Source organism: Pseudomonas sp. EA_65y_Pfl2_P78 (assembly GCF_963970495.1).
Taxonomy (GTDB): domain Bacteria; phylum Pseudomonadota; class Gammaproteobacteria; order Pseudomonadales; family Pseudomonadaceae; genus Aquipseudomonas; species Aquipseudomonas baetica_A.
Genome location: NZ_CAXAON010000041.1, coordinates 22,184 through 39,297 on the forward strand (window position 1 = coordinate 22,184; position 17,114 = coordinate 39,297).

The window sequence follows — 17,114 nt, forward strand, 5'->3', positions numbered from 1 at the left end:
AATTCGTTACGACTAGCGAAATTGCGCGAGGAACCGCAAGTCGTTGTCGAAGAACAGACGCAAGTCGTTCACGCCGTAACGGAGCATGGCCAGACGCTCGACGCCCATGCCGAAGGCAAAGCCGGAGAACTCCTCTGGATCAATGCCGGACATGCGCAGCACGTTCGGGTGAACCATGCCGCAGCCCATCACTTCCAGCCAGCCAGTCTGCTTGCAGACACGGCAACCTTTACCGCTGCACATCACACATTCCATGTCGACTTCAGCGGATGGCTCGGTGAACGGGAAATAGGAAGGACGGAAACGTACGGCCAGTTCTTTCTCGAAGAAGACCCGCAGGAACTCTTCGATAGTGCCTTTGAGATCGGCAAAATTGATATCGCGATCAACCAGCAGGCCTTCGACCTGGTGGAACATCGGCGAGTGGGTGATATCGGAGTCGCTACGGTACACGCGGCCTGGGCAGACGATGCGGATCGGCGGCTGCTTGGATTCCATGGTGCGAACCTGTACCGGCGAGGTATGGGTGCGCAACAACATGTTGGCGTTGAAATAGAAGGTATCGTGCATCGACCGGGCCGGGTGATGGCCTGGGATGTTGAGCGCTTCAAAGTTGTGATAGTCGTCTTCGACTTCAGGGCCTTCGGCGATGCCGTAGCCGATACGCGTGAAGAACTGTTCGACACGCTCCAGAGTCCGAGTAACCGGGTGCAGGCCACCAGAGGTCTGACCGCGACCCGGCAACGTCACGTCAATGGATTCGGCAGACAGTTTGGCAGCCAGTTCAGCTTCTTCAAACAGAGCCATGCGCGCATTGAGAACGCCTGTGACACGTTCCTTGGCAACGTTGATCAGGGCGCCGACTTGCGGACGCTCTTCTGCCGGCAAATTCCCCAGGGTCTTCATCACCTGAGTCAACTCGCCCTTTTTGCCAAGGTATTGAACCCGGATTTGCTCCAGGGCATTGATATCTTCAGCGCTTTGCACAGCCTCTAGTGCTTGAGAGACCAGCGCATCCAGGTTTTCCATGTACAGACTCCAGATACAAAATAGGGGAAGAGCTTGAAGGCTCTTCCCCTATTTATGACGTTTAACACCAAGCCCCACAGAGGTGAGGCCGGGTGACTGTCGGGGGTACTTAAGCCAAGGTGGCTTTAGCTTTCTCGACAATCGCAGCAAACGCCGCTTTTTCGTTCACTGCCAGATCAGCCAGAACCTTACGGTCGATCTCGATGGACGCTTTTTTCAGGCCAGCGATGAAACGGCTGTAGGACAGGCCGTTAACACGAGCACCAGCATTGATACGAGCGATCCACAGAGCGCGGAACTGACGTTTTTTCTGACGACGGTCACGGTAGGCGTATTGGCCTGCCTTGATTACCGCTTGCTTGGCAACACGGAATACGCGGGAGCGTGCGCCGTAGTAGCCTTTAGCAAGTTTCAGAATTTTTTTGTGACGCTTACGGGCAATGACGCCACGCTTTACACGAGCCATGAGTTACTTCCTCTATTCTTGACTAAAATTAACGAAGGCGCAGCATGCGCTCGACTTTTGCCACGTCAGACGGATGCAGCAAGCTGCTACCGCGCAGTTGACGCTTACGCTTGGTCGACATTTTAGTCAGGATGTGGCTCTTGAAAGCGTGCTTGTGCTTGATACCGTTAGCAGTTTTCAGAAACCGCTTAGCAGCACCACTTTTGGTTTTCATTTTTGGCATGTTCGGATACTCCGCATTCAGTTGATAAACATAATCAGAAGGCCTGCCGTGCCCTGTTGATTACTTCTTCTTTTTCGGGGCGATGACCATGATCAGCTGGCGTCCTTCCATCTTAGGATGCTGTTCGACCGAACCGTACTCGAGCAGGTCAGCTTCAACCCGCTTGAGCAGTTCCATCCCCAGCTCCTGGTGGGCCATCTCACGGCCGCGGAATCGCAAGGATACCTTGGCCCTGTCCCCATCACTCAGGAAACGTACCAGGTTGCGCAGTTTTACCTGGTAATCCCCTTCCTCCGTCCCTGGACGAAACTTGATTTCTTTAACCTGAATCTGCTTCTGGTTTTTCTTAGCCGCGGCAACCTGCTTCTTCTTTTCGAAGATCGATTTGCCGTAGTCCATCAGTTTGCAAACAGGGGGTGCTGCATCGGCGGAAATTTCCACCAAATCCAGCTTGGCCTCTTCAGCCTTAAGAAGCGCGTCTTCAATTGACACAATCCCAAGCTGTTCACCTTCAGCCCCAATTAACCGAACCTCGCGTGCCGAGATATTCTCGTTGATCGGGGCTTTCGGTGCAGCTCGTTTATCTTGTCTCATTTCACGCTTAATAGTAATTACTCCGAATCTGGGCGACCACGCCGGGAAACCGCTTGCGCGAGAAACTCAGCGAACTGGGCGACGGGCATCGAGCCCAGGTCAGCACCTTCACGAGTACGCACAGCGACAGTCTGCATCTCGACTTCCTTATCTCCGATAACCAAAAGATAGGGAACCTTGAGCAAAGTATGCTCACGGATTTTAAAGCCGATCTTTTCATTTCTCAAGTCGGACTTGGCACGAAATCCGCTTTCGTTGAGAGTTTTTTCAACTTCAGCAACAAAATCCGCCTGTTTATCAGTGATATTCATGATCACTGCCTGGGTTGGCGCCAGCCAAGCAGGGAACGCACCTTCATAGTGCTCGATCAAAATCCCGACGAAACGCTCGAAAGAACCGAGGATCGCGCGGTGCAACATGACCGGGTGCTTGCGGCTGTTGTCTTCGGAGACGTATTCGGCGCCGAGACGGACAGGCAGGTTGAAATCGAGCTGTAAGGTACCACACTGCCACACGCGACCGAGGCAATCTTTCAGCGAGAACTCGATTTTGGGACCGTAGAACGCACCCTCACCCGGCTGCAGATCGTACGGCAGGCCCGCAGAATCGAGGGCAGCAGCCAGTGCAGCCTCAGCGCGATCCCACAACTCGTCGGAGCCCACGCGTTTTTCCGGACGAGTGGACAGCTTCATCTCGACATCGGTAAAGCCGAAGTCACGATAAACATCCATGGTCAACTTGATGAACGCGGCGGATTCGGCCTGCATCTGCTCTTCAGTGCAGAAGATGTGGGCATCGTCCTGAGTGAACCCACGCACACGCATAATGCCGTGCAATGCGCCCGACGGCTCGTTACGGTGGCAGGCACCGAACTCGGCCAGACGCATCGGCAGTTCACGGTAGCTCTTCAGGCCCTGATTGAACACCTGCACATGGCAGGGGCAATTCATCGGTTTGATGGCGTAGTCGCGACTTTCCGACTGCGTGGTGAACATGTTGTCAGCGTAGTTGGCCCAATGCCCGGATTTCTCCCACAGGCTACGGTCAACCACTTGCGGCGTTTTGATCTCGAGATAGCCGTTATCGCGCTGAACCTTGCGCATGTACTGCTCAAGCACTTGGTACAGAGTCCAGCCATTCGGGTGCCAGAACACCATGCCCGGCGCTTCTTCCTGGGTATGGAACAGGCCCAAGCGCTTGCCGATCTTGCGATGATCGCGTTTTTCAGCTTCTTCGATGCGCTGTATGTAAGCTGCCAGTTGCTTCTTGTCTGCCCAAGCGGTGCCATAAACGCGCTGCAATTGCTCGTTCTTGGCATCGCCGCGCCAGTAGGCCCCCGACAGCTTGGTCAGCTTGAAGGATTTCAGGAACCGTGTATTAGGCACGTGCGGACCGCGGCACATGTCAACGTATTCTTCGTGGTAGTACAGGCCCATGGCCTGCTCGTTCGGCATGTCCTCGACCAGACGCAGCTTATAGTCTTCACCACGAGCCTTGAACACTTCGATCACTTCGGCACGCGGAGTGACTTTCTTGATGACGTCGTAATCTTTTTCGATCAGCTGCTGCATGCGCTGTTCGATAGCAGCCATATCGTCCGGAGTAAAAGGACGTTCGAAGGCGATGTCGTAATAAAAACCTTCATCAATGACCGGGCCGATCACCATTTTGGCAGTCGGGTACAACTGCTTGACCGCATGACCAACCAGGTGGGCGCAAGAGTGACGAATGATCTCCAGCCCTTCTTCATCCTTAGGCGTGATGATTTGCAGGGTCGCGTCGCTGCTGATGATATCGCTGGCGTCGACCAGTTGACCATTGACCTTACCGGCCAGAGTCGCCTTGGCCAGACCTGCACCGATGGATGCGGCAACTTCGGCTACGGAAACCGGGTGATCGAATGAACGTTGACTGCCGTCGGGAAGAGTAATAGTTGGCATGGCGCCTCCTCTCCTAGTGGTGACCCCTACCAAAGGTCACGTGGGTTGGGATGAGCCAGTACAAGATCCGATCCAGGCCATTCAATGACGAACGCCTGCCTTACAGCGGCAGGAGCCTTGCGGCCAACCGGAAAACCGAACCAGAGTGACTGGGATTCAAATCAGGATATTCGCACGTTGACCGCTGCCGGGACTGAAGGTCATCCGGAGCCTGAGAACGCTTGAGCCAGGCATGCTAGCACAGATGAGCGGTCACTTATGCCTCAGTTTCATCAGAAGGCATATCGTCTGCTTTTATGCCAGAGTGCTGAACTTGATAGGCCCTTCAGCCCTCAGATAAAAAGACATTGACCCACAAGGAGCATCCTCGCATGCGTCTGAATACCTTATTCGCCGTAGTCGCCCCCATTGTTCTGCTGCTGCCATTGAGCGCTCACGCTGACTGGCCGAAGGGCGAGCGTCAGAAGTACATGACGCAGTGCACGGAGGCGGCCACCCCACAGATCGGCGCCGCAGCGGCCAAATCTCATTGCGCCTGTGGTGCTGATGCAATCAAGTCGTACCCGGCGAGCGACATTCAGGCGCTGATGGACAACAAGGCGACCCCTGAACTGCAGCAGAAAGCGCTGCGCCAAATCGCCAAATGCAAGGCGAATACTCCGGCGAAAAAGTAGGAAAAAAAGCGTCCTGACTCGGCCCAGCGCCCTTGAAAAGGACTGAATTTGCGTCTTTTCAGACGATTTATGCAGGTTTTACAGGTTTTTTTATCGTCTTTACGTTCCGCTAAAAGCCTTATAAAACGGGGCTTTCAGCCGATAAAGGCAGTAAAGAAAACACGACTGATTGGCAAACAGCACGTCCGGGGGGCTACCAAAGCGAACATTTCGACTATGATACCCGGGTGTGCCCAGTTGGCCTGAGCAGCACAGTACTGAAAAATATATGTTTCTTGGAGATACACCATGTCTAATCGCCAAACCGGCACCGTTAAGTGGTTCAACGATGAAAAAGGCTTCGGCTTCATCACTCCTCAAGGTGGCGGTGACGACCTGTTCGTACACTTCAAAGCTATCGAATCCGACGGTTTCAAAAGCCTGAAAGAAGGCCAGACCGTTTCCTTCGTGGCTGAGAAAGGCCAAAAGGGTATGCAAGCTGCACAGGTTCGCCCAGAGTAATTTCTCGGCGCACTAAAAAAACCCCGTCCATGTGACGGGGTTTTTTATGCCTGTAACAAAAGCAGCCTGTAATCAGCCGCAGTTGACGCGAGTGATTACCAGGTTGTTGTCGGTGTTCAGGTTCAAGCGATCGGAGCGGTATTCCAGCGTAATCATGTCATTGGGCTTGAGAAAGCGCGCGTTCTGCGCACCTGCCTTGGCGCGGGCCTGCTCCAGCAGCTCTGGCGAAGCTTTTTTGCCAATGGCGAACTCCGCCGCCGTCGCTTCACATCGGCTGTGACCGGTTTCGGTCGCCACGGACTCCTTTGCCGACTCGCTGGAGGTTGTACTGCAACCGGCCAACAGGGCGACGGCCATAAGTGCACCCAGTGACGCGAACTTCAAAGACATGAAGCCTCCTTGTTTTCAAATAGTTAACTGAGATCGTGCGACCGCCAATCCGGCGTTTGGTTTCATGACAACTGCCATCACCCTGCCCCACGACAGGAAAAACGCCGAGTGTGCCTGAACGGCGCTCAGCCTGCTCACCAATCAATCGTGACTTAATATTTACGAAGTTCAGTAGACGTCGATGTAGTCATACGGCGGATTCGGCCAGTTGTCCTTGAGCGCATTGAAAATCTGCATCACCCACACCTCGTCGCTGGCCGCAATATTCCCCACATAACCTGAGCCCTTGGCCCAGGTTTCAAGTCGAAACAGCAGGTCGTCAATATCCTGCCCGCCAGTTACTCCCGACGAGATGTAGGCGATACCGCCCTTGGTCACGCGCAATTGCGTGTGTTCATCATCGCTGGCCGATGCCAGCAAATGGCGTACAGCGTCGAGCGTGAGGCCATCAGGAGTATTCAAATCGATCTGCACAACACGATCCTTGGATAAGCCGGAAAAGACCAAGTGTCGCATAGCGCTGCGCTCATGCCTAAGTCGCAGTGCCAAACGCCCGACAAAATGGTTAACTCGACGCACAGACCTCCCGACTTTTCGAGCCTGATCATGACCAGTGTAAGCATCGACGCCGACATCAAAGCCAAATGGGCAGACGGACATAGCTCTTACAGTCCGGGAACCACCGAAGAGTTGGCGCTTATTGGTATCGATCTATTGATCAAGGAACTGGGAACGGAAGCCGCCCAGCTATTCATCGAGCAGATTTTCGAGCGCTCCCGAACCGAACAGATCAAGCATGAACACGCCGAGAGGGAATAGAAACCCGCAGGCTGGCGCCTGCGGGCCGATCATTTACTTCAGACGCTTCAGGCGCTCGGTCAGCAGATCGAAGAAACCCTGGGCATCGCCATTTTCAACCCAGAATGCGTTCTTCGGTGCCTTGAGGCCGTCATACCAGTCGACAATGGTCTGACCGAAGGTCGGCCCTTCACGGCTATCGACCACAACATTCACCGAACGACCGGTGAACAGTTCCGGCTTGAGCAGATAAGCCACGACAGTGGCGTCATGCACCGGGCCGCCCGGAATGCCGTAGTGTTCCATATCCCCTTTGATGTACTCGTTGAGGATGTCACCGACAATTTTGCTCGCATTATTGTTGAGCGCAGCAATCTGCTTCAGACGCGCATCACTGGTGAGAATCTTGTGGGTAACGTCCAGTGGCAGATAGGTCAGCTTGACGCCACTTTTGAGCACGACGTCAGCCGCTTGCGGATCCGCAAACAGATTGAACTCAGCCACAGGGGTGATGTTGCCACCATTGAAGTGCGCACCGCCCATCACCACCACTTCCTTGATGCCCTGAACAATGTCGGGCTCTTGGATCAGCGCCAGCGCCAGGTTGGTCTGCGGGCCGAGCATGGCGATAGTGATGCTGTGTGGCTTGGCTTTTTTCAGGGTGTCGATCAGGTAGTTGACCGCGTTACCTTCTGCCAGACCTTTTTTCGGTTCGTGCACGCTGACACCCGACAGGCCTTCCTTGCCATGGATGTTCTCGGCGTAGATCGGTGTGCGCATCAGTGGCTTCGGCGCACCGGCATAAACCGGCACCTCCTCGCGCCCTGCCCACTCGCGAGCCAGACGCGCGTTACGCGACGTTTTGTCGAGTCGCACGTTGCCAGCCACGGTGGTCAACGCACGAATATTCAGTTCGTCCGGCGAAGCCAGAGCGAACAGCAACGCGACCACGTCGTCAGCGCCCGGATCAGTGTCGATGATCAGGTCGATTTTTTCCGCCGCCTGAGCGCCGGTTGCGGTTATCACGGACAAAAGCAGCAGGCTCCGGATGAAGTGATGCAGTTTTTTAGCATAGCGTTGCATGGCGCATTCCTTGTGCTTGTGAAAACGAAAATTAGAACGTTACTCCGGCGACCAGCACGATGTTGCAGTACGGCTGACATTCTCCCGTACGAACAATCGCCCGAGCCTGTCGGCTGAGTACTTTGAATTGCTCGTGACTGAGCAGATCGCGACGCCCCAGCGCGCCTTCTTCATTCAGCTCGTCCAGTGTGGTCAGCGCAGTCGGCTGCTTGTCGAAGATTTCTTTGGCCAGCGCATGGCTTTCCACCTGCATCTCACTGAGCACGACCTTCAAGGTGCTGACGAAATCCGGAACGCCGTGGGTCAGCGCCAGATCAATCAGTTCAACACCCGGCGGCACCGGCAGCCCGGCATCACCGATCACGACCATGTCGCCATGGCCCAGAGATGCGATCAGTCGTGACAGCGCGACGTTGAGTAGAGGAGTCTTTTTCATGAGGGTTTGAAGGCCTGTACGTCGGACATTGTTGGAATGGATGGCTGGGCGCCGGCCCGAGTGACCGACAATGCCGCAGCAATTTGCCCGTATCGAATCGCTTCGGCCTCGGACTTGCCATCAGCCAACGCAGCGGCAAAACCACCGACGAAGGTGTCACCCGCCGCCGTGGTGTCGACAGCTTTCACTTTCGGCGCAGGGAAATGCTCGAAACCTTTACCGTTAGCGAATAAAGACCCCTCGGCACCCAGGGTGATGATGACTTTGCCAGCCCCCATTGCGATCAAGTGACTTGCCGCATGTTCGGCGGTTTCCAGCGAGTCAACCGGCAAGCCACTCAACGCGGCAGCTTCACTCTCATTGGGAATCAGGTAATCGATCGCCCCAAACCAGTCTGCCGGCAAAGGACGACTGGCCGGCGCTGGATTGAGGATAACGGTCTTGCCCAGCGCTCGCGCACGCTTGAGCGCATGCCCCACCGTCGCATCCGGGATCTCGAGCTGGCAGATGACAACATCAGCCGCTTGCACTACAGCATCGAACCGATCGATCACCGCTGGCGTCATTGCGCCGTTGGCTCCGGCAACGATCACAATGGCGTTCTGACTGTTGTCATCGACCACGATCAACGCCACGCCACTGGAGTCCTCGACAACGCTCACCGCCTGGCAATCAATCTGTTCGGCCAGCAAGGCGTCACGCAATTGCACGCCATAGTCGTCGCTACCGACACAGCCAACCATCGCCACTTGCGCCCCCAATCGCGCCGCAGCCACAGCCTGATTGGCGCCCTTGCCACCGGACACGGTCTTGAAGGAATGTCCGATCAGCGTTTCACCGCCACGGGGCAGCCGAGGCGCCCGGGTCACCAGATCCATGTTCAGGCTGCCTATTACCACTACATTTGCTGGCATACATCACTACTCGTCAATTCGGTTTCAGCGGTATTCGGTGAACACGCCGGACAACGGCGCGGTCGACTCGCGCAAAACAATACTCGGGGTCACGATCCGCTGATCAGTGCCCAGATTCGGGGTGGCAATCCTTCGCAGCAACACCTCAGCCGCCATTTCGCCCAACTGCAGAATCGACTGGCCGACGGTGGTCAGCGCCGGGTACACGTAACGGCTCATCTGAATATCGTCAAAGCCAATCACCGACAACTCGGTCGGCACCCGCACGTTGCGCTCTGCCGCCGCGCGCAAAACACCGATACCGATCATGTCGTTACCGGCAAAAATGGCGCTCGGCGGATTGCGCTCAAGGAGGATCGCCGCAGCGTTGTAGCCGCCGGTGCTGGTGAAGTCACTTTCCAGCATGCGCTCCTCTTGCACCTCGATACCGGCCTCTGTCAACGCCCTGCAATATCCGGCACGACGCATCTGCGCCACGCTGGTGCTCGCCGGGCCGCCGATGGTCGCGATGTCACGATGACCCAATTCCAGCAAATGACGGGTAGCGAGGTAAGCGCCGTATTCATGATCGATACGCACCAGATCAGCATTCACGCCATCCAGACCACGGTCGACGATGACCATTGGTGTTTTCACACCCGCCAGCCCCTGCGCCAAACCACTGTCACCGCCAGCCGAGGCAACGATCAAACCGTCAATGCGCTTTTCCAGCAGCACACGCAAATAACTGCGTTGTTTTTCCGGATTGTCATCAGAGTTGCAGAGGATGACGCAGTAGCCATTACGCTCGCAGTAATCTTCTATGCCCCGTGCCAGTTCAGCAAAGTACGGGTTGAGGCTGTTGGGCACCAGCAAGCCAATGGTTGCAGTTGTCTTGGCCTTCAATGAGCGCGCCACTGCGCTGGGTACGTAGTCAAGGCTCTTGATTGCAGCCTCGACCTTGACCCGAACCTCCTGACTGACCGGCCGGGTGTTATTCACCACATGCGACACGGTGGTGTAGGAAATCCCTGCAAGGGCAGCCACATCCTTGATCGTTGCCATGTCTCAGCCCCGTCGACTAGCGCGTTGACTGCGATAAGTATCGAGTACGACCGCGATGACGATTACCGCACCGGTAATGATGCGCTTGGTTGGCTCGGTTGCACCGATCTGCGCCAGCCCCGCCGCAAGCACGGAGATGATCAATACACCGAAAAAAGTGCTGATCACCGAACCACGCCCACCCATCAGACTGGTTCCGCCGATCACCACGGCAGCGATCACTTGCAGTTCAAGACCGGAGCCGGCATTCGGATCAGCCGCCTCCAGGCGAGAAATCTGAAACAGCGCGGCGACACCGGCCAGCAGCCCCATGAGACTGAACACCAGGATCTTGTAAGGTTTCGGATTGATACCCGCCAGCCGCACAGCCTCTTCGTTGGTGCCGATGCCGATCAGATAGCGACCGAATACGGTGCGGGTCAAAACGGCCTGCGCAATGAAAATCACCAGCAAGGCGATGATGAATGACGGCGAGATGCCGAAAGCGATCGGATTCGACAACCAGGAAAAAGCGTCACCAATATAGGCGGTGCGTGACCCGGTCATCTGATAGGCCAGCCCGCGAGCCATTTCCAGCACGCCAAGGGAAACAATGAACGACGGAATCCGCCACGCTACGGTAATCGAGCCAGTGATCGTGCCCGCCAGCGCCGATACCGCCATGCCGAGCAACGCCGCTGGCAAGACGCCCCAGCCCCAGCCAAGAATGGCGACGCTGACCGTCGATGCCGCCAGCGCCAGCACCGAACCGACCGAGAGGTCGATGCCACCGATGATCAACACAAAGGTCATGCCGACCGCCAGAACCATCAGATCGGGGATCTGGTTGGCCAGCGTACTGAACGTGTTATAGGACAGAAAGTGGCTGCTCAAGACCGAGAACAGCGCGACCATTGCCAGCAAAGCACCGGCCAGCCCCAGATAAGTGCCCAACCCATAAAAGTTGCCACTACGTTTGCCGGCAGAAGATGCAGTTTTCATGGGAGTTCCCTAGGCGCGGCTTCGTTGAGCCGCGCATCACGTTTTTGGTAGCCGGCGAACGCGGCGGCAAGCAAATCATCCTGGGTCCAACTGTCGCGCTCGAAGGTCTCGATCAGACGCCCCGCCGACAGTACGCCGATCCGATCGCAGATCAGCATCAGCTCACGCAGGTCACTGGACACCACCACCAGTGCCTTGCCCTGGCGAGTCAACTCACCGAGCAAGGCATAGATGTCGAACTTGGCGCCGACGTCGATACCCCGGGTTGGCTCATCGAACAGCAGCACCGAACAGTCACGTTCCAGCCAGCGACCGATCACAACCTTTTGCTGGTTACCACCGGACAGCTCTGACACAAGCTGTGTCGGGCTCGAACTGCGAATACGCATGGCATCGATCTGGCGCTGCGCCAAAGAGATTTCGGCGCCATTGTTGACGAAACCACCACTGGAAATTTCCGGCATGTTGCCCAAGGCGATGTTGGCGCTGATCGACTGACTAAGCAGCAAACCCTCCCCCTTGCGGTCTTCGGTGATCAGCGCGATACCATGATGCACAGCATCGACAGGCGAACGCACACTCACCACTTGCGCCGGCGAACCGAGTGCAATCGTGCCGCTGTCGGCGACATCCGCCCCGAAAATCAAGCGCAGCAATTCTGTGCGCCCGGCTCCGATCAGCCCGGAAATCCCGAAGATCTCCCCGGCGCGCACTTGGAACGAAACGTCCTGCACCTTATCGGATCGAGTCAACCCCTTGACCGTCAACGCCGGAGCGCCAATATTGCGCGGCCCCATGTCGATGTGCTCGCCCAGTTCACGACCGACCATCAATGTGACCAGTTGCTCGCTGTTGTAGTTGGCTATCGGCTCGACGCAGACCAGATTGCCGTCACGCAGTACGGCAATGCGCTGTGCCACTCGGGCCAGCTCTTCGAGGCGATGCGAGATGTAGATGATAGACACGCCACGCGCCTGCAAACGGGTGATTTGCTCGAAGAGCATTTCGACTTCCCGCGCGGTGAGCATCGCGGTCGGTTCGTCGAGAATCAGCACATGGCAATCGCCAATCAGGTTGCGGGCGATTTCAACCATCTGCTGATGGCCGATGCCCAGTTCACCGACCAGTGTGTCCGGATCAATCGCATCAAGACCGACCTGGGCCATGGCCTCTATAGCCGCTTTACGCAGCTGCTTGCGACTGATCCAGCCACCGTTGCTCGGCAGATTGTCGAGAAACAGGTTCTCCGCCACTGACAGTGTCGGCAACAAATTGAGCTCTTGCATGACCATACGCACGCCGAGCTCTTCAGCCTGGGTGCGACTGCCCGGACGATAGTCCTTGCCCTGGAATTGCATCTGGCCGGTGGTCGGCGTGACCAGTCCGCCAATAATCTTCGACAAGGTGCTTTTGCCGGCGCCATTCTCGCCGGTCAGCGCCAGTACTTCACCGCGCATCAGCGTCAATTCGATGCCTGTGAGCACCGGTTGCGCATAGGTCTTACCGATACCGCTGACCGAGAGGACAGCGTTCGGGGCGGAAACTGACATAAAAACTCTCCATGCGCTCGCCCGGACGGACGAGCGCCATTGTGTCGTCAGAGGATTTACCGGGTGACCAGTTCGACCGGCGTTTCAATCACGCCATTGGCACCGCTGTCGACTTTCTCGCCCTTGATGATTTTCAGCGCAGTCTCGATCCCAAATACAGCTTGCTTGGCAGCGAACTGATCGGCAGTCGCCAGAATGCGACCATCCTTGAGCATGGGCTTGATGGCGTTGATATTGTCGTAACCAACCACCTGCACCTGGCCCGCTTTGCCGGCCGCACGCACGGCGGAAACAGCACCGACGGCCATGCTGTCGTTGCCTGCCAGCAACGCTTTGACATCCGGGTATTCGCTGAGAATCGAAGCGGCAACCTTGTTGCCCTTATCGATCTCCCAATCACCGGACTGCAGGGAAACCACCTTGATCTGCGCCGCGTCCATCGCATCCTTGAAGCCAGCGGTACGCTGCTGGGCGTTGGTCGTGGTGGACACGCCTTCAATGATGCCGACTTCGTCACCCGCCTTGAGCTGCTTGGCCAGGTACTCACCGACCAGACGCGCGCCTTTACGGTTATCCGGACCTACGAAGGGAACGCTGATGTTTTTGCTTTTGACGATTTGCGGATCGAGTTGGTTGTCGATGTTGATCACGGTAATACCGGCATCGACGGCTTTCTTGATCACCGGCACCATGGCCTTGGAGTCGGAAGGTGCGATGACCAGCGCATTGACCTTTGCAAGGATCATTTGCTCGACGATACGCGTCTGGCCCGCAGTATCGGTTTCGTCCTTGATGCCGTTGGAGATCAGGTCGAAATCGGCGGAGTGTTCTTTCTGGTAGGCCTTGGCGCCGTCTTCCATGGTCAGGAAGAATTCGTTGGCCAGAGATTTCATGACCAGCGCGACTTTGGGTTTTTCAGGGGATTCGGCGAACGCCGAAGAGACAGGCAGTGCAGCGGCTGTGGCAGCCAGCATAGCGACAGCAAGAAGACGTCCAGCGAATGGCAGCTTCATGGGTTCACTCCGATCTTATGATTATTGTGAGCAACGCTTGCGCTGGCGTAAGCTACATCGCCCCACCGACTGATAGCGCATCGGGGAAGCCGCGCAAACGTTTGCGTAGATCGAACTATGCGAATCCCGCCGACATTTGTCAACAATCAGAAATCGTCATTTATTGCAGGGCAAATCCTGGAAGCGGCCCTTCCAAGCTTATGCCGTGGTATTGACCAAATTTCCGCCGCCGGAGTTCTTGGTCATTTCCTTGACCAGTTCACCCGCGACCTCTGCCAATGCGCCACTGGTTTGAGCGATCTGCCCCTGAATGGACATGACTGCCTGCGACTTGGCTTCGGGCGTCGCATACCTCGCAGCTTGTGCGGCAGCCAATTGCTGTTGTTGCTCCTGGAGCTGCTTCTGCAGTTCCTGCATCCGCTTCAACAACATCTTGACGCTGATGCTCAGGTTATCGCCGCTTTCAGCCTCGCTGCTTTTTTGCAAGGCACCACCGGTCCTGACCTGATTGCCATCACCTTCATCTTTTTTGCCCATCGCCTCGGCAGTAGCACCCTCTGACGCCTCGCTCAATGAATTGATCGTCGCTGCAGTTTTACCGCCGATGGTGACAGCAGCTGGATTTGAAAAGCCGACCGTGAGTGACATGTGAACTCCCTCGAATTTAGTGCTCTTGAGGACGCATCGGCCTACGTCGCGGTTTCTTTAGCACAAAATCAGAAACTGACAACCCGATCCATACGACAGAAGCAGTAGTACTTTTCGGGAAGCCGAACGCGAAAATGTCTTTTGTTCGGAAACCCGGCTACAGGGTTCGCCATACTCCGTATTCTTTAGAAAAATATTGATGAAAATCAAAAGGTTAAACAGATCTCTAGCGCAAAGGTACGTCTGGTATAGATCCTGCTCCCTTCACCACACCCCGGGCATCCAGATCGGCCTGGGGCGCATCTAGATGAACCTGCATCAGCACCGTCTCACTACTAGAGAGAAAAATAATGAAATCTGCTTTCAACACTTTGGTTCCGGGCGCTTTGGCCCTCCTCCTGCTACTGCCGACCGCCCTCCAGGCAAAAGAAGTCGAAACCCAGACCAAACTTGCCAATGTCGTGGTTCTCGCCACAGGCGGCACCATCGCCGGCGCTGGCGCCAGTGCCGCCAATAGCGCGACGTATCAGGCCGCAAAAGTGGGCGTCGAGCAATTGATTGCTGGCATCCCTGAGTTGAACAAGCTCGCCAATGTGCGCGGCGAACAAGTCATGCAGATTGCCTCGGAAAGCATCACCAACGACAACCTGCTGCAACTGGGCCGTCGCGTCTCAGAACTGGCCGACAACAAGGATGTCGACGGCATCGTCATCACCCACGGTACAGACACCCTGGAAGAGACCGCTTACTTCCTGAACCTGGTCGAGAAGACCGACAAGCCGATCATCGTCGTAGGTTCCATGCGTCCGGGCACAGCAATGTCAGCGGACGGCATGCTCAACCTGTACAACGCCGTAGCTGTGGCCAGCAGCAAAGAAGCGCGTGGCAAAGGTGTACTGGTGACCATGAACGATGAAATCCAGTCTGGTCGCGACGTCAGCAAAATGATCAACATCAAGACCGAAGCGTTCAAAAGTGCCTGGGGCCCATTGGGCATGGTGGTCGAAGGCAAATCCTACTGGTTCCGTTTACCCGCCAAGCGCCACACCATGGATTCGGAATTCGACATCAAGAACATCAAGAGCCTTCCTGACGTAGAAATCGCCTATTCCTACGGCAACGTGAGTGATACCGCCTACAAGGCACTCGCCCAGTCTGGCGCAAAGGCCATCATCCATGCCGGCACTGGCAACGGATCCGTGTCGTCACGCGTAGTACCGACGCTTCAGGCGCTACGCAAGGAGGGCGTGCAAATCATCCGCTCGTCTCACGTCAACGCCGGCGGCTTCGTGCTGCGTAACGCTGAACAGCCTGACGACAAGTACGACTGGGTTGTCGCTCACGACCTGAATCCACAAAAAGCCCGCATCCTGGCGATGGTCGCACTGACCAAAACCAACGACAGCAAAGAACTGCAACGGATGTTCTGGGAATACTGACCGTCCTTCGCCCGATCGACTCTCCGTCGGGCACTCTTCGTACCACTCGCCTGATTGGCGAGCGGTACGTCGCCTACAGCTCCTCTGTAATTTCCCTACAAAAAATTCGACACGACTCACACCAAAATCGGAAAACCGCTGTCAGAGGATTTTCTTGAATTTTAAGCAGTTGCGAAAATGCCCACAGTTAAATACTGTATGCACGTACAGCTTAATAAGGATAACCTCGTGGCCACCTCTCTTGACGCTCCTGACACTTACGAACGAATGGGCGTGCGCGTTCAGAAAATCATCAATTCTCCCACCGCACAAAAAGCCAAGGCCGCATTGATCTTCCGCTTGCCGGACGAACCGACGGATCAGTGGGAGCGCCTGCTCGAGGAAATCGACGAGAACGATAACGTTACCCTCGCCTATCGCGATGATGGCGGCGTGCAGATTTTTTGGGTTGTGCCGAAGGAAGATTGATTCAATGATTGTCCGCTGTTTTGCTTTGCTGTTGCTGTTCATCGCCACGGGGGCCCAGGCTGGCGCACCTCGTACGTTCAATGAAGCCAAAAAGGTCGCCTGGAAACTTTATGCACCGCAGTCCACGGAGTTTTATTGCGGCTGCAAATACACCGGCAACAAGGTCGATTTGAAAGCTTGCGGTTATGTACCACGCAAAAATGCCAAGCGCGCTTCGCGCATCGAGTGGGAGCACATTGTGCCGGCGTGGCAGTTCGGACATCAGCGCCAATGCTGGCAGAAAGGTGGACGCAAAAACTGCACACGCTACGACCCCAGCTACCAGAAGGCCGAAGCGGATCTTCATAACCTGGTACCGAGCATCGGCGAGGTCAACGGCGACCGCAGTAACTTCAGCTACGGATGGCTGCCGACGCAATCCGGCCAATACGGCTCATGCCTGACCCAGGTCGACTTCAAGGCCAAGAAGGTCATGCCCCGCCCTTCAATTCGCGGCATGATCGCACGCACCTATTTCTACATGAGCAAGCAGTACGGCTTGCGCCTCTCTAAACAGGATCGCCAACTGTATGAGGCATGGGACAAGACCTACCCGGTCCAGGACTGGGAGCGCCAGCGCAATCAGAGCGTGGCGTGCGTGATGGGGCGTGGCAATGAATTTGTCGGCCCCGTAAACATGAAAGCCTGCGGCTGACATGCAACGTAAAAAGGCCTCGAACGTTATATTCGAGGCCTTTTTATTGATGGTTAACTGGCAGTATTGCTGTATCGCCAAGAGCCCATCAAATTAACTCATCTGTCTAGTCCTGAAATAGGTTTACACCTATCTCACCCTAACGCCCGATGCACTGCATCGGGCGTTTTGTATTTTAAGGACAGGTGCGGGCGCTCTTGGTTGTAGATCAAGACCGCTTCCCGCACCA

At 55.9% G+C, this 17,114-nt stretch carries 21 protein-coding genes; 6 read left to right on the forward strand and 15 right to left on the reverse strand.

Annotation, left to right across the window (positions count from 1 at the left end; translation table 11 throughout):
* Nucleotides 1-12 precede the first annotated feature (12 nt).
* The 5 genes from pheS to thrS form a co-directional block, all read right to left on the reverse strand.
* Nucleotides 13-1,029, reverse strand: coding sequence for a phenylalanine--tRNA ligase subunit alpha (gene pheS / locus AACY02_RS23420; RefSeq protein WP_003226365.1), 1,017 nt, complete (start codon nucleotides 1,027-1,029; stop codon nucleotides 13-15).
* Between the two features lie 109 nt (nucleotides 1,030-1,138).
* Nucleotides 1,139-1,495 carry a 50S ribosomal protein L20 gene (gene rplT, locus AACY02_RS23425; RefSeq protein WP_002553161.1) on the reverse strand — a complete coding sequence of 119 codons (357 nt, stop codon included), beginning with the start codon at nucleotides 1,493-1,495 and terminating at the stop codon, nucleotides 1,139-1,141.
* Between the two features lie 28 nt (nucleotides 1,496-1,523).
* A complete protein-coding gene (rpmI, locus tag AACY02_RS23430; protein ID WP_002553160.1) occupies nucleotides 1,524-1,718 on the reverse strand; it encodes a 50S ribosomal protein L35 in 195 nt (64 codons plus the stop codon).
* Nucleotides 1,719-1,778: 60 nt separating this feature from the next.
* Nucleotides 1,779-2,330 carry a translation initiation factor IF-3 gene (gene infC, locus AACY02_RS23435; RefSeq protein ID WP_221733351.1) on the reverse strand — a complete coding sequence of 184 codons (552 nt, stop codon included), beginning with the start codon at nucleotides 2,328-2,330 and terminating at the stop codon, nucleotides 1,779-1,781.
* A complete protein-coding gene (thrS, locus tag AACY02_RS23440; RefSeq protein ID WP_221733336.1) occupies nucleotides 2,330-4,252 on the reverse strand; it encodes a threonine--tRNA ligase in 1,923 nt (640 codons plus the stop codon). Before thrS ends, infC begins: the two co-directional genes overlap by 1 nt.
* Before the next feature lie 371 nt (nucleotides 4,253-4,623).
* Here thrS and AACY02_RS23445 point away from each other — a divergent pair, with 371 nt between their 5' ends.
* Complete coding sequence (locus tag AACY02_RS23445; protein WP_339433980.1) at nucleotides 4,624-4,926, forward strand: hypothetical protein; 303 nt, start codon at nucleotides 4,624-4,626, stop codon at nucleotides 4,924-4,926.
* A 288-nt stretch (nucleotides 4,927-5,214) separates the two neighbouring features.
* Entirely contained in the window at nucleotides 5,215-5,427 is a 213-nt protein-coding gene (locus tag AACY02_RS23450; RefSeq protein WP_003179963.1) for a cold-shock protein, read from the forward strand.
* A gap of 72 nt (nucleotides 5,428-5,499) precedes the next feature.
* Here AACY02_RS23450 and AACY02_RS23455 read toward each other — a convergent pair whose 3' ends face one another.
* Entirely contained in the window at nucleotides 5,500-5,817 is a 318-nt protein-coding gene (locus tag AACY02_RS23455; protein WP_339433981.1) for an I78 family peptidase inhibitor, read from the reverse strand.
* Between the two features lie 168 nt (nucleotides 5,818-5,985).
* The gene (locus tag AACY02_RS23460; RefSeq protein WP_339433982.1) at nucleotides 5,986-6,291 is read right to left on the reverse strand and encodes a hypothetical protein; all 306 of its coding nucleotides are present in this window, start codon (nucleotides 6,289-6,291) and stop codon (nucleotides 5,986-5,988) included.
* Nucleotides 6,292-6,423: 132 nt separating this feature from the next.
* Here AACY02_RS23460 and AACY02_RS23465 point away from each other — a divergent pair, with 132 nt between their 5' ends.
* Nucleotides 6,424-6,636: a hypothetical protein gene (locus tag AACY02_RS23465; RefSeq protein WP_339433983.1), complete on the forward strand. Its 213-nt coding sequence runs from the start codon at nucleotides 6,424-6,426 to the stop codon at nucleotides 6,634-6,636.
* A 33-nt stretch (nucleotides 6,637-6,669) separates the two neighbouring features.
* On the opposite strand, the gene AACY02_RS23470 is transcribed toward AACY02_RS23465, so the two are convergent.
* The 8 genes from AACY02_RS23470 to AACY02_RS23505 form a co-directional block, all read right to left on the reverse strand.
* Complete coding sequence (locus tag AACY02_RS23470) at nucleotides 6,670-7,698, reverse strand: nucleoside hydrolase (protein ID WP_339433984.1); 1,029 nt, start codon at nucleotides 7,696-7,698, stop codon at nucleotides 6,670-6,672.
* Nucleotides 7,699-7,729: 31 nt separating this feature from the next.
* A complete protein-coding gene (gene rbsD, locus AACY02_RS23475; protein ID WP_339433985.1) occupies nucleotides 7,730-8,134 on the reverse strand; it encodes a D-ribose pyranase in 405 nt (134 codons plus the stop codon).
* Complete coding sequence (rbsK, locus tag AACY02_RS23480) at nucleotides 8,131-9,048, reverse strand: ribokinase (protein ID WP_339433986.1); 918 nt, start codon at nucleotides 9,046-9,048, stop codon at nucleotides 8,131-8,133. Before rbsK ends, rbsD begins: the two co-directional genes overlap by 4 nt.
* 24 nt (nucleotides 9,049-9,072) lie before the next feature.
* The gene (locus AACY02_RS23485; RefSeq protein WP_339433987.1) at nucleotides 9,073-10,092 is read right to left on the reverse strand and encodes a LacI family DNA-binding transcriptional regulator; all 1,020 of its coding nucleotides are present in this window, start codon (nucleotides 10,090-10,092) and stop codon (nucleotides 9,073-9,075) included.
* Between the two features lie 3 nt (nucleotides 10,093-10,095).
* Nucleotides 10,096-11,073 carry an ABC transporter permease gene (locus AACY02_RS23490; RefSeq protein WP_339433988.1) on the reverse strand — a complete coding sequence of 326 codons (978 nt, stop codon included), beginning with the start codon at nucleotides 11,071-11,073 and terminating at the stop codon, nucleotides 10,096-10,098.
* On the reverse strand, nucleotides 11,070-12,623 hold the full coding sequence (locus AACY02_RS23495) for a sugar ABC transporter ATP-binding protein (RefSeq protein ID WP_339433989.1): 1,554 nt from the start codon (nucleotides 12,621-12,623) through the stop codon (nucleotides 11,070-11,072). The genes AACY02_RS23490 and AACY02_RS23495 overlap by 4 nt, the downstream gene beginning before the upstream one ends.
* A 56-nt stretch (nucleotides 12,624-12,679) precedes the next feature.
* Entirely contained in the window at nucleotides 12,680-13,636 is a 957-nt protein-coding gene (locus AACY02_RS23500) for a sugar ABC transporter substrate-binding protein (protein ID WP_339433990.1), read from the reverse strand.
* 198 nt (nucleotides 13,637-13,834) lie between these two features.
* Nucleotides 13,835-14,284 (reverse strand): hypothetical protein, encoded by a 450-nt coding sequence (locus AACY02_RS23505; RefSeq protein ID WP_339433991.1) that lies wholly within the window; start codon nucleotides 14,282-14,284, stop codon nucleotides 13,835-13,837.
* Nucleotides 14,285-14,634: 350 nt separating this feature from the next.
* Here AACY02_RS23505 and AACY02_RS23510 point away from each other — a divergent pair, with 350 nt between their 5' ends.
* From AACY02_RS23510 to AACY02_RS23520, 3 genes are all read left to right on the forward strand, one after another.
* On the forward strand, nucleotides 14,635-15,723 hold the full coding sequence (locus tag AACY02_RS23510) for an asparaginase (RefSeq protein ID WP_339433992.1): 1,089 nt from the start codon (nucleotides 14,635-14,637) through the stop codon (nucleotides 15,721-15,723).
* Nucleotides 15,724-15,921: 198 nt separating this feature from the next.
* The gene (locus AACY02_RS23515; protein WP_339433994.1) at nucleotides 15,922-16,191 is read left to right on the forward strand and encodes a DUF1654 domain-containing protein; all 270 of its coding nucleotides are present in this window, start codon (nucleotides 15,922-15,924) and stop codon (nucleotides 16,189-16,191) included.
* A 4-nt stretch (nucleotides 16,192-16,195) separates the two neighbouring features.
* The gene (locus tag AACY02_RS23520) at nucleotides 16,196-16,885 is read left to right on the forward strand and encodes an endonuclease I family protein (protein WP_339433993.1); all 690 of its coding nucleotides are present in this window, start codon (nucleotides 16,196-16,198) and stop codon (nucleotides 16,883-16,885) included.
* Nucleotides 16,886-17,114 lie beyond the last annotated feature (229 nt).

Coding starts and splice junctions, on each gene's coding strand:
- pheS (WP_003226365.1), bottom strand. CDS start 1,029: ATGGAAAACCTGGATGCGCTGGTCTCTCAAGCACTAGAGGCTGTGCAA.
- rplT (WP_002553161.1), bottom strand. CDS start 1,495: ATGGCTCGTGTAAAGCGTGGCGTCATTGCCCGTAAGCGTCACAAAAAA.
- rpmI (WP_002553160.1), bottom strand. CDS start 1,718: ATGCCAAAAATGAAAACCAAAAGTGGTGCTGCTAAGCGGTTTCTGAAA.
- thrS (WP_221733336.1), bottom strand. CDS start 4,252: ATGCCAACTATTACTCTTCCCGACGGCAGTCAACGTTCATTCGATCAC.
- AACY02_RS23445 (WP_339433980.1), top strand. CDS start 4,624: ATGCGTCTGAATACCTTATTCGCCGTAGTCGCCCCCATTGTTCTGCTG.
- AACY02_RS23450 (WP_003179963.1), top strand. CDS start 5,215: ATGTCTAATCGCCAAACCGGCACCGTTAAGTGGTTCAACGATGAAAAA.
- AACY02_RS23455 (WP_339433981.1), bottom strand. CDS start 5,817: ATGTCTTTGAAGTTCGCGTCACTGGGTGCACTTATGGCCGTCGCCCTG.
- AACY02_RS23465 (WP_339433983.1), top strand. CDS start 6,424: ATGACCAGTGTAAGCATCGACGCCGACATCAAAGCCAAATGGGCAGAC.
- AACY02_RS23470 (WP_339433984.1), bottom strand. CDS start 7,698: ATGCAACGCTATGCTAAAAAACTGCATCACTTCATCCGGAGCCTGCTG.
- rbsD (WP_339433985.1), bottom strand. CDS start 8,134: ATGAAAAAGACTCCTCTACTCAACGTCGCGCTGTCACGACTGATCGCA.
- rbsK (WP_339433986.1), bottom strand. CDS start 9,048: ATGCCAGCAAATGTAGTGGTAATAGGCAGCCTGAACATGGATCTGGTG.
- AACY02_RS23485 (WP_339433987.1), bottom strand. CDS start 10,092: ATGGCAACGATCAAGGATGTGGCTGCCCTTGCAGGGATTTCCTACACC.
- AACY02_RS23490 (WP_339433988.1), bottom strand. CDS start 11,073: ATGAAAACTGCATCTTCTGCCGGCAAACGTAGTGGCAACTTTTATGGG.
- AACY02_RS23495 (WP_339433989.1), bottom strand. CDS start 12,623: ATGTCAGTTTCCGCCCCGAACGCTGTCCTCTCGGTCAGCGGTATCGGT.
- AACY02_RS23500 (WP_339433990.1), bottom strand. CDS start 13,636: ATGAAGCTGCCATTCGCTGGACGTCTTCTTGCTGTCGCTATGCTGGCT.
- AACY02_RS23505 (WP_339433991.1), bottom strand. CDS start 14,284: ATGTCACTCACGGTCGGCTTTTCAAATCCAGCTGCTGTCACCATCGGC.
- AACY02_RS23510 (WP_339433992.1), top strand. CDS start 14,635: ATGAAATCTGCTTTCAACACTTTGGTTCCGGGCGCTTTGGCCCTCCTC.
- AACY02_RS23515 (WP_339433994.1), top strand. CDS start 15,922: ATGCACGTACAGCTTAATAAGGATAACCTCGTGGCCACCTCTCTTGAC.
- AACY02_RS23520 (WP_339433993.1), top strand. CDS start 16,196: ATGATTGTCCGCTGTTTTGCTTTGCTGTTGCTGTTCATCGCCACGGGG.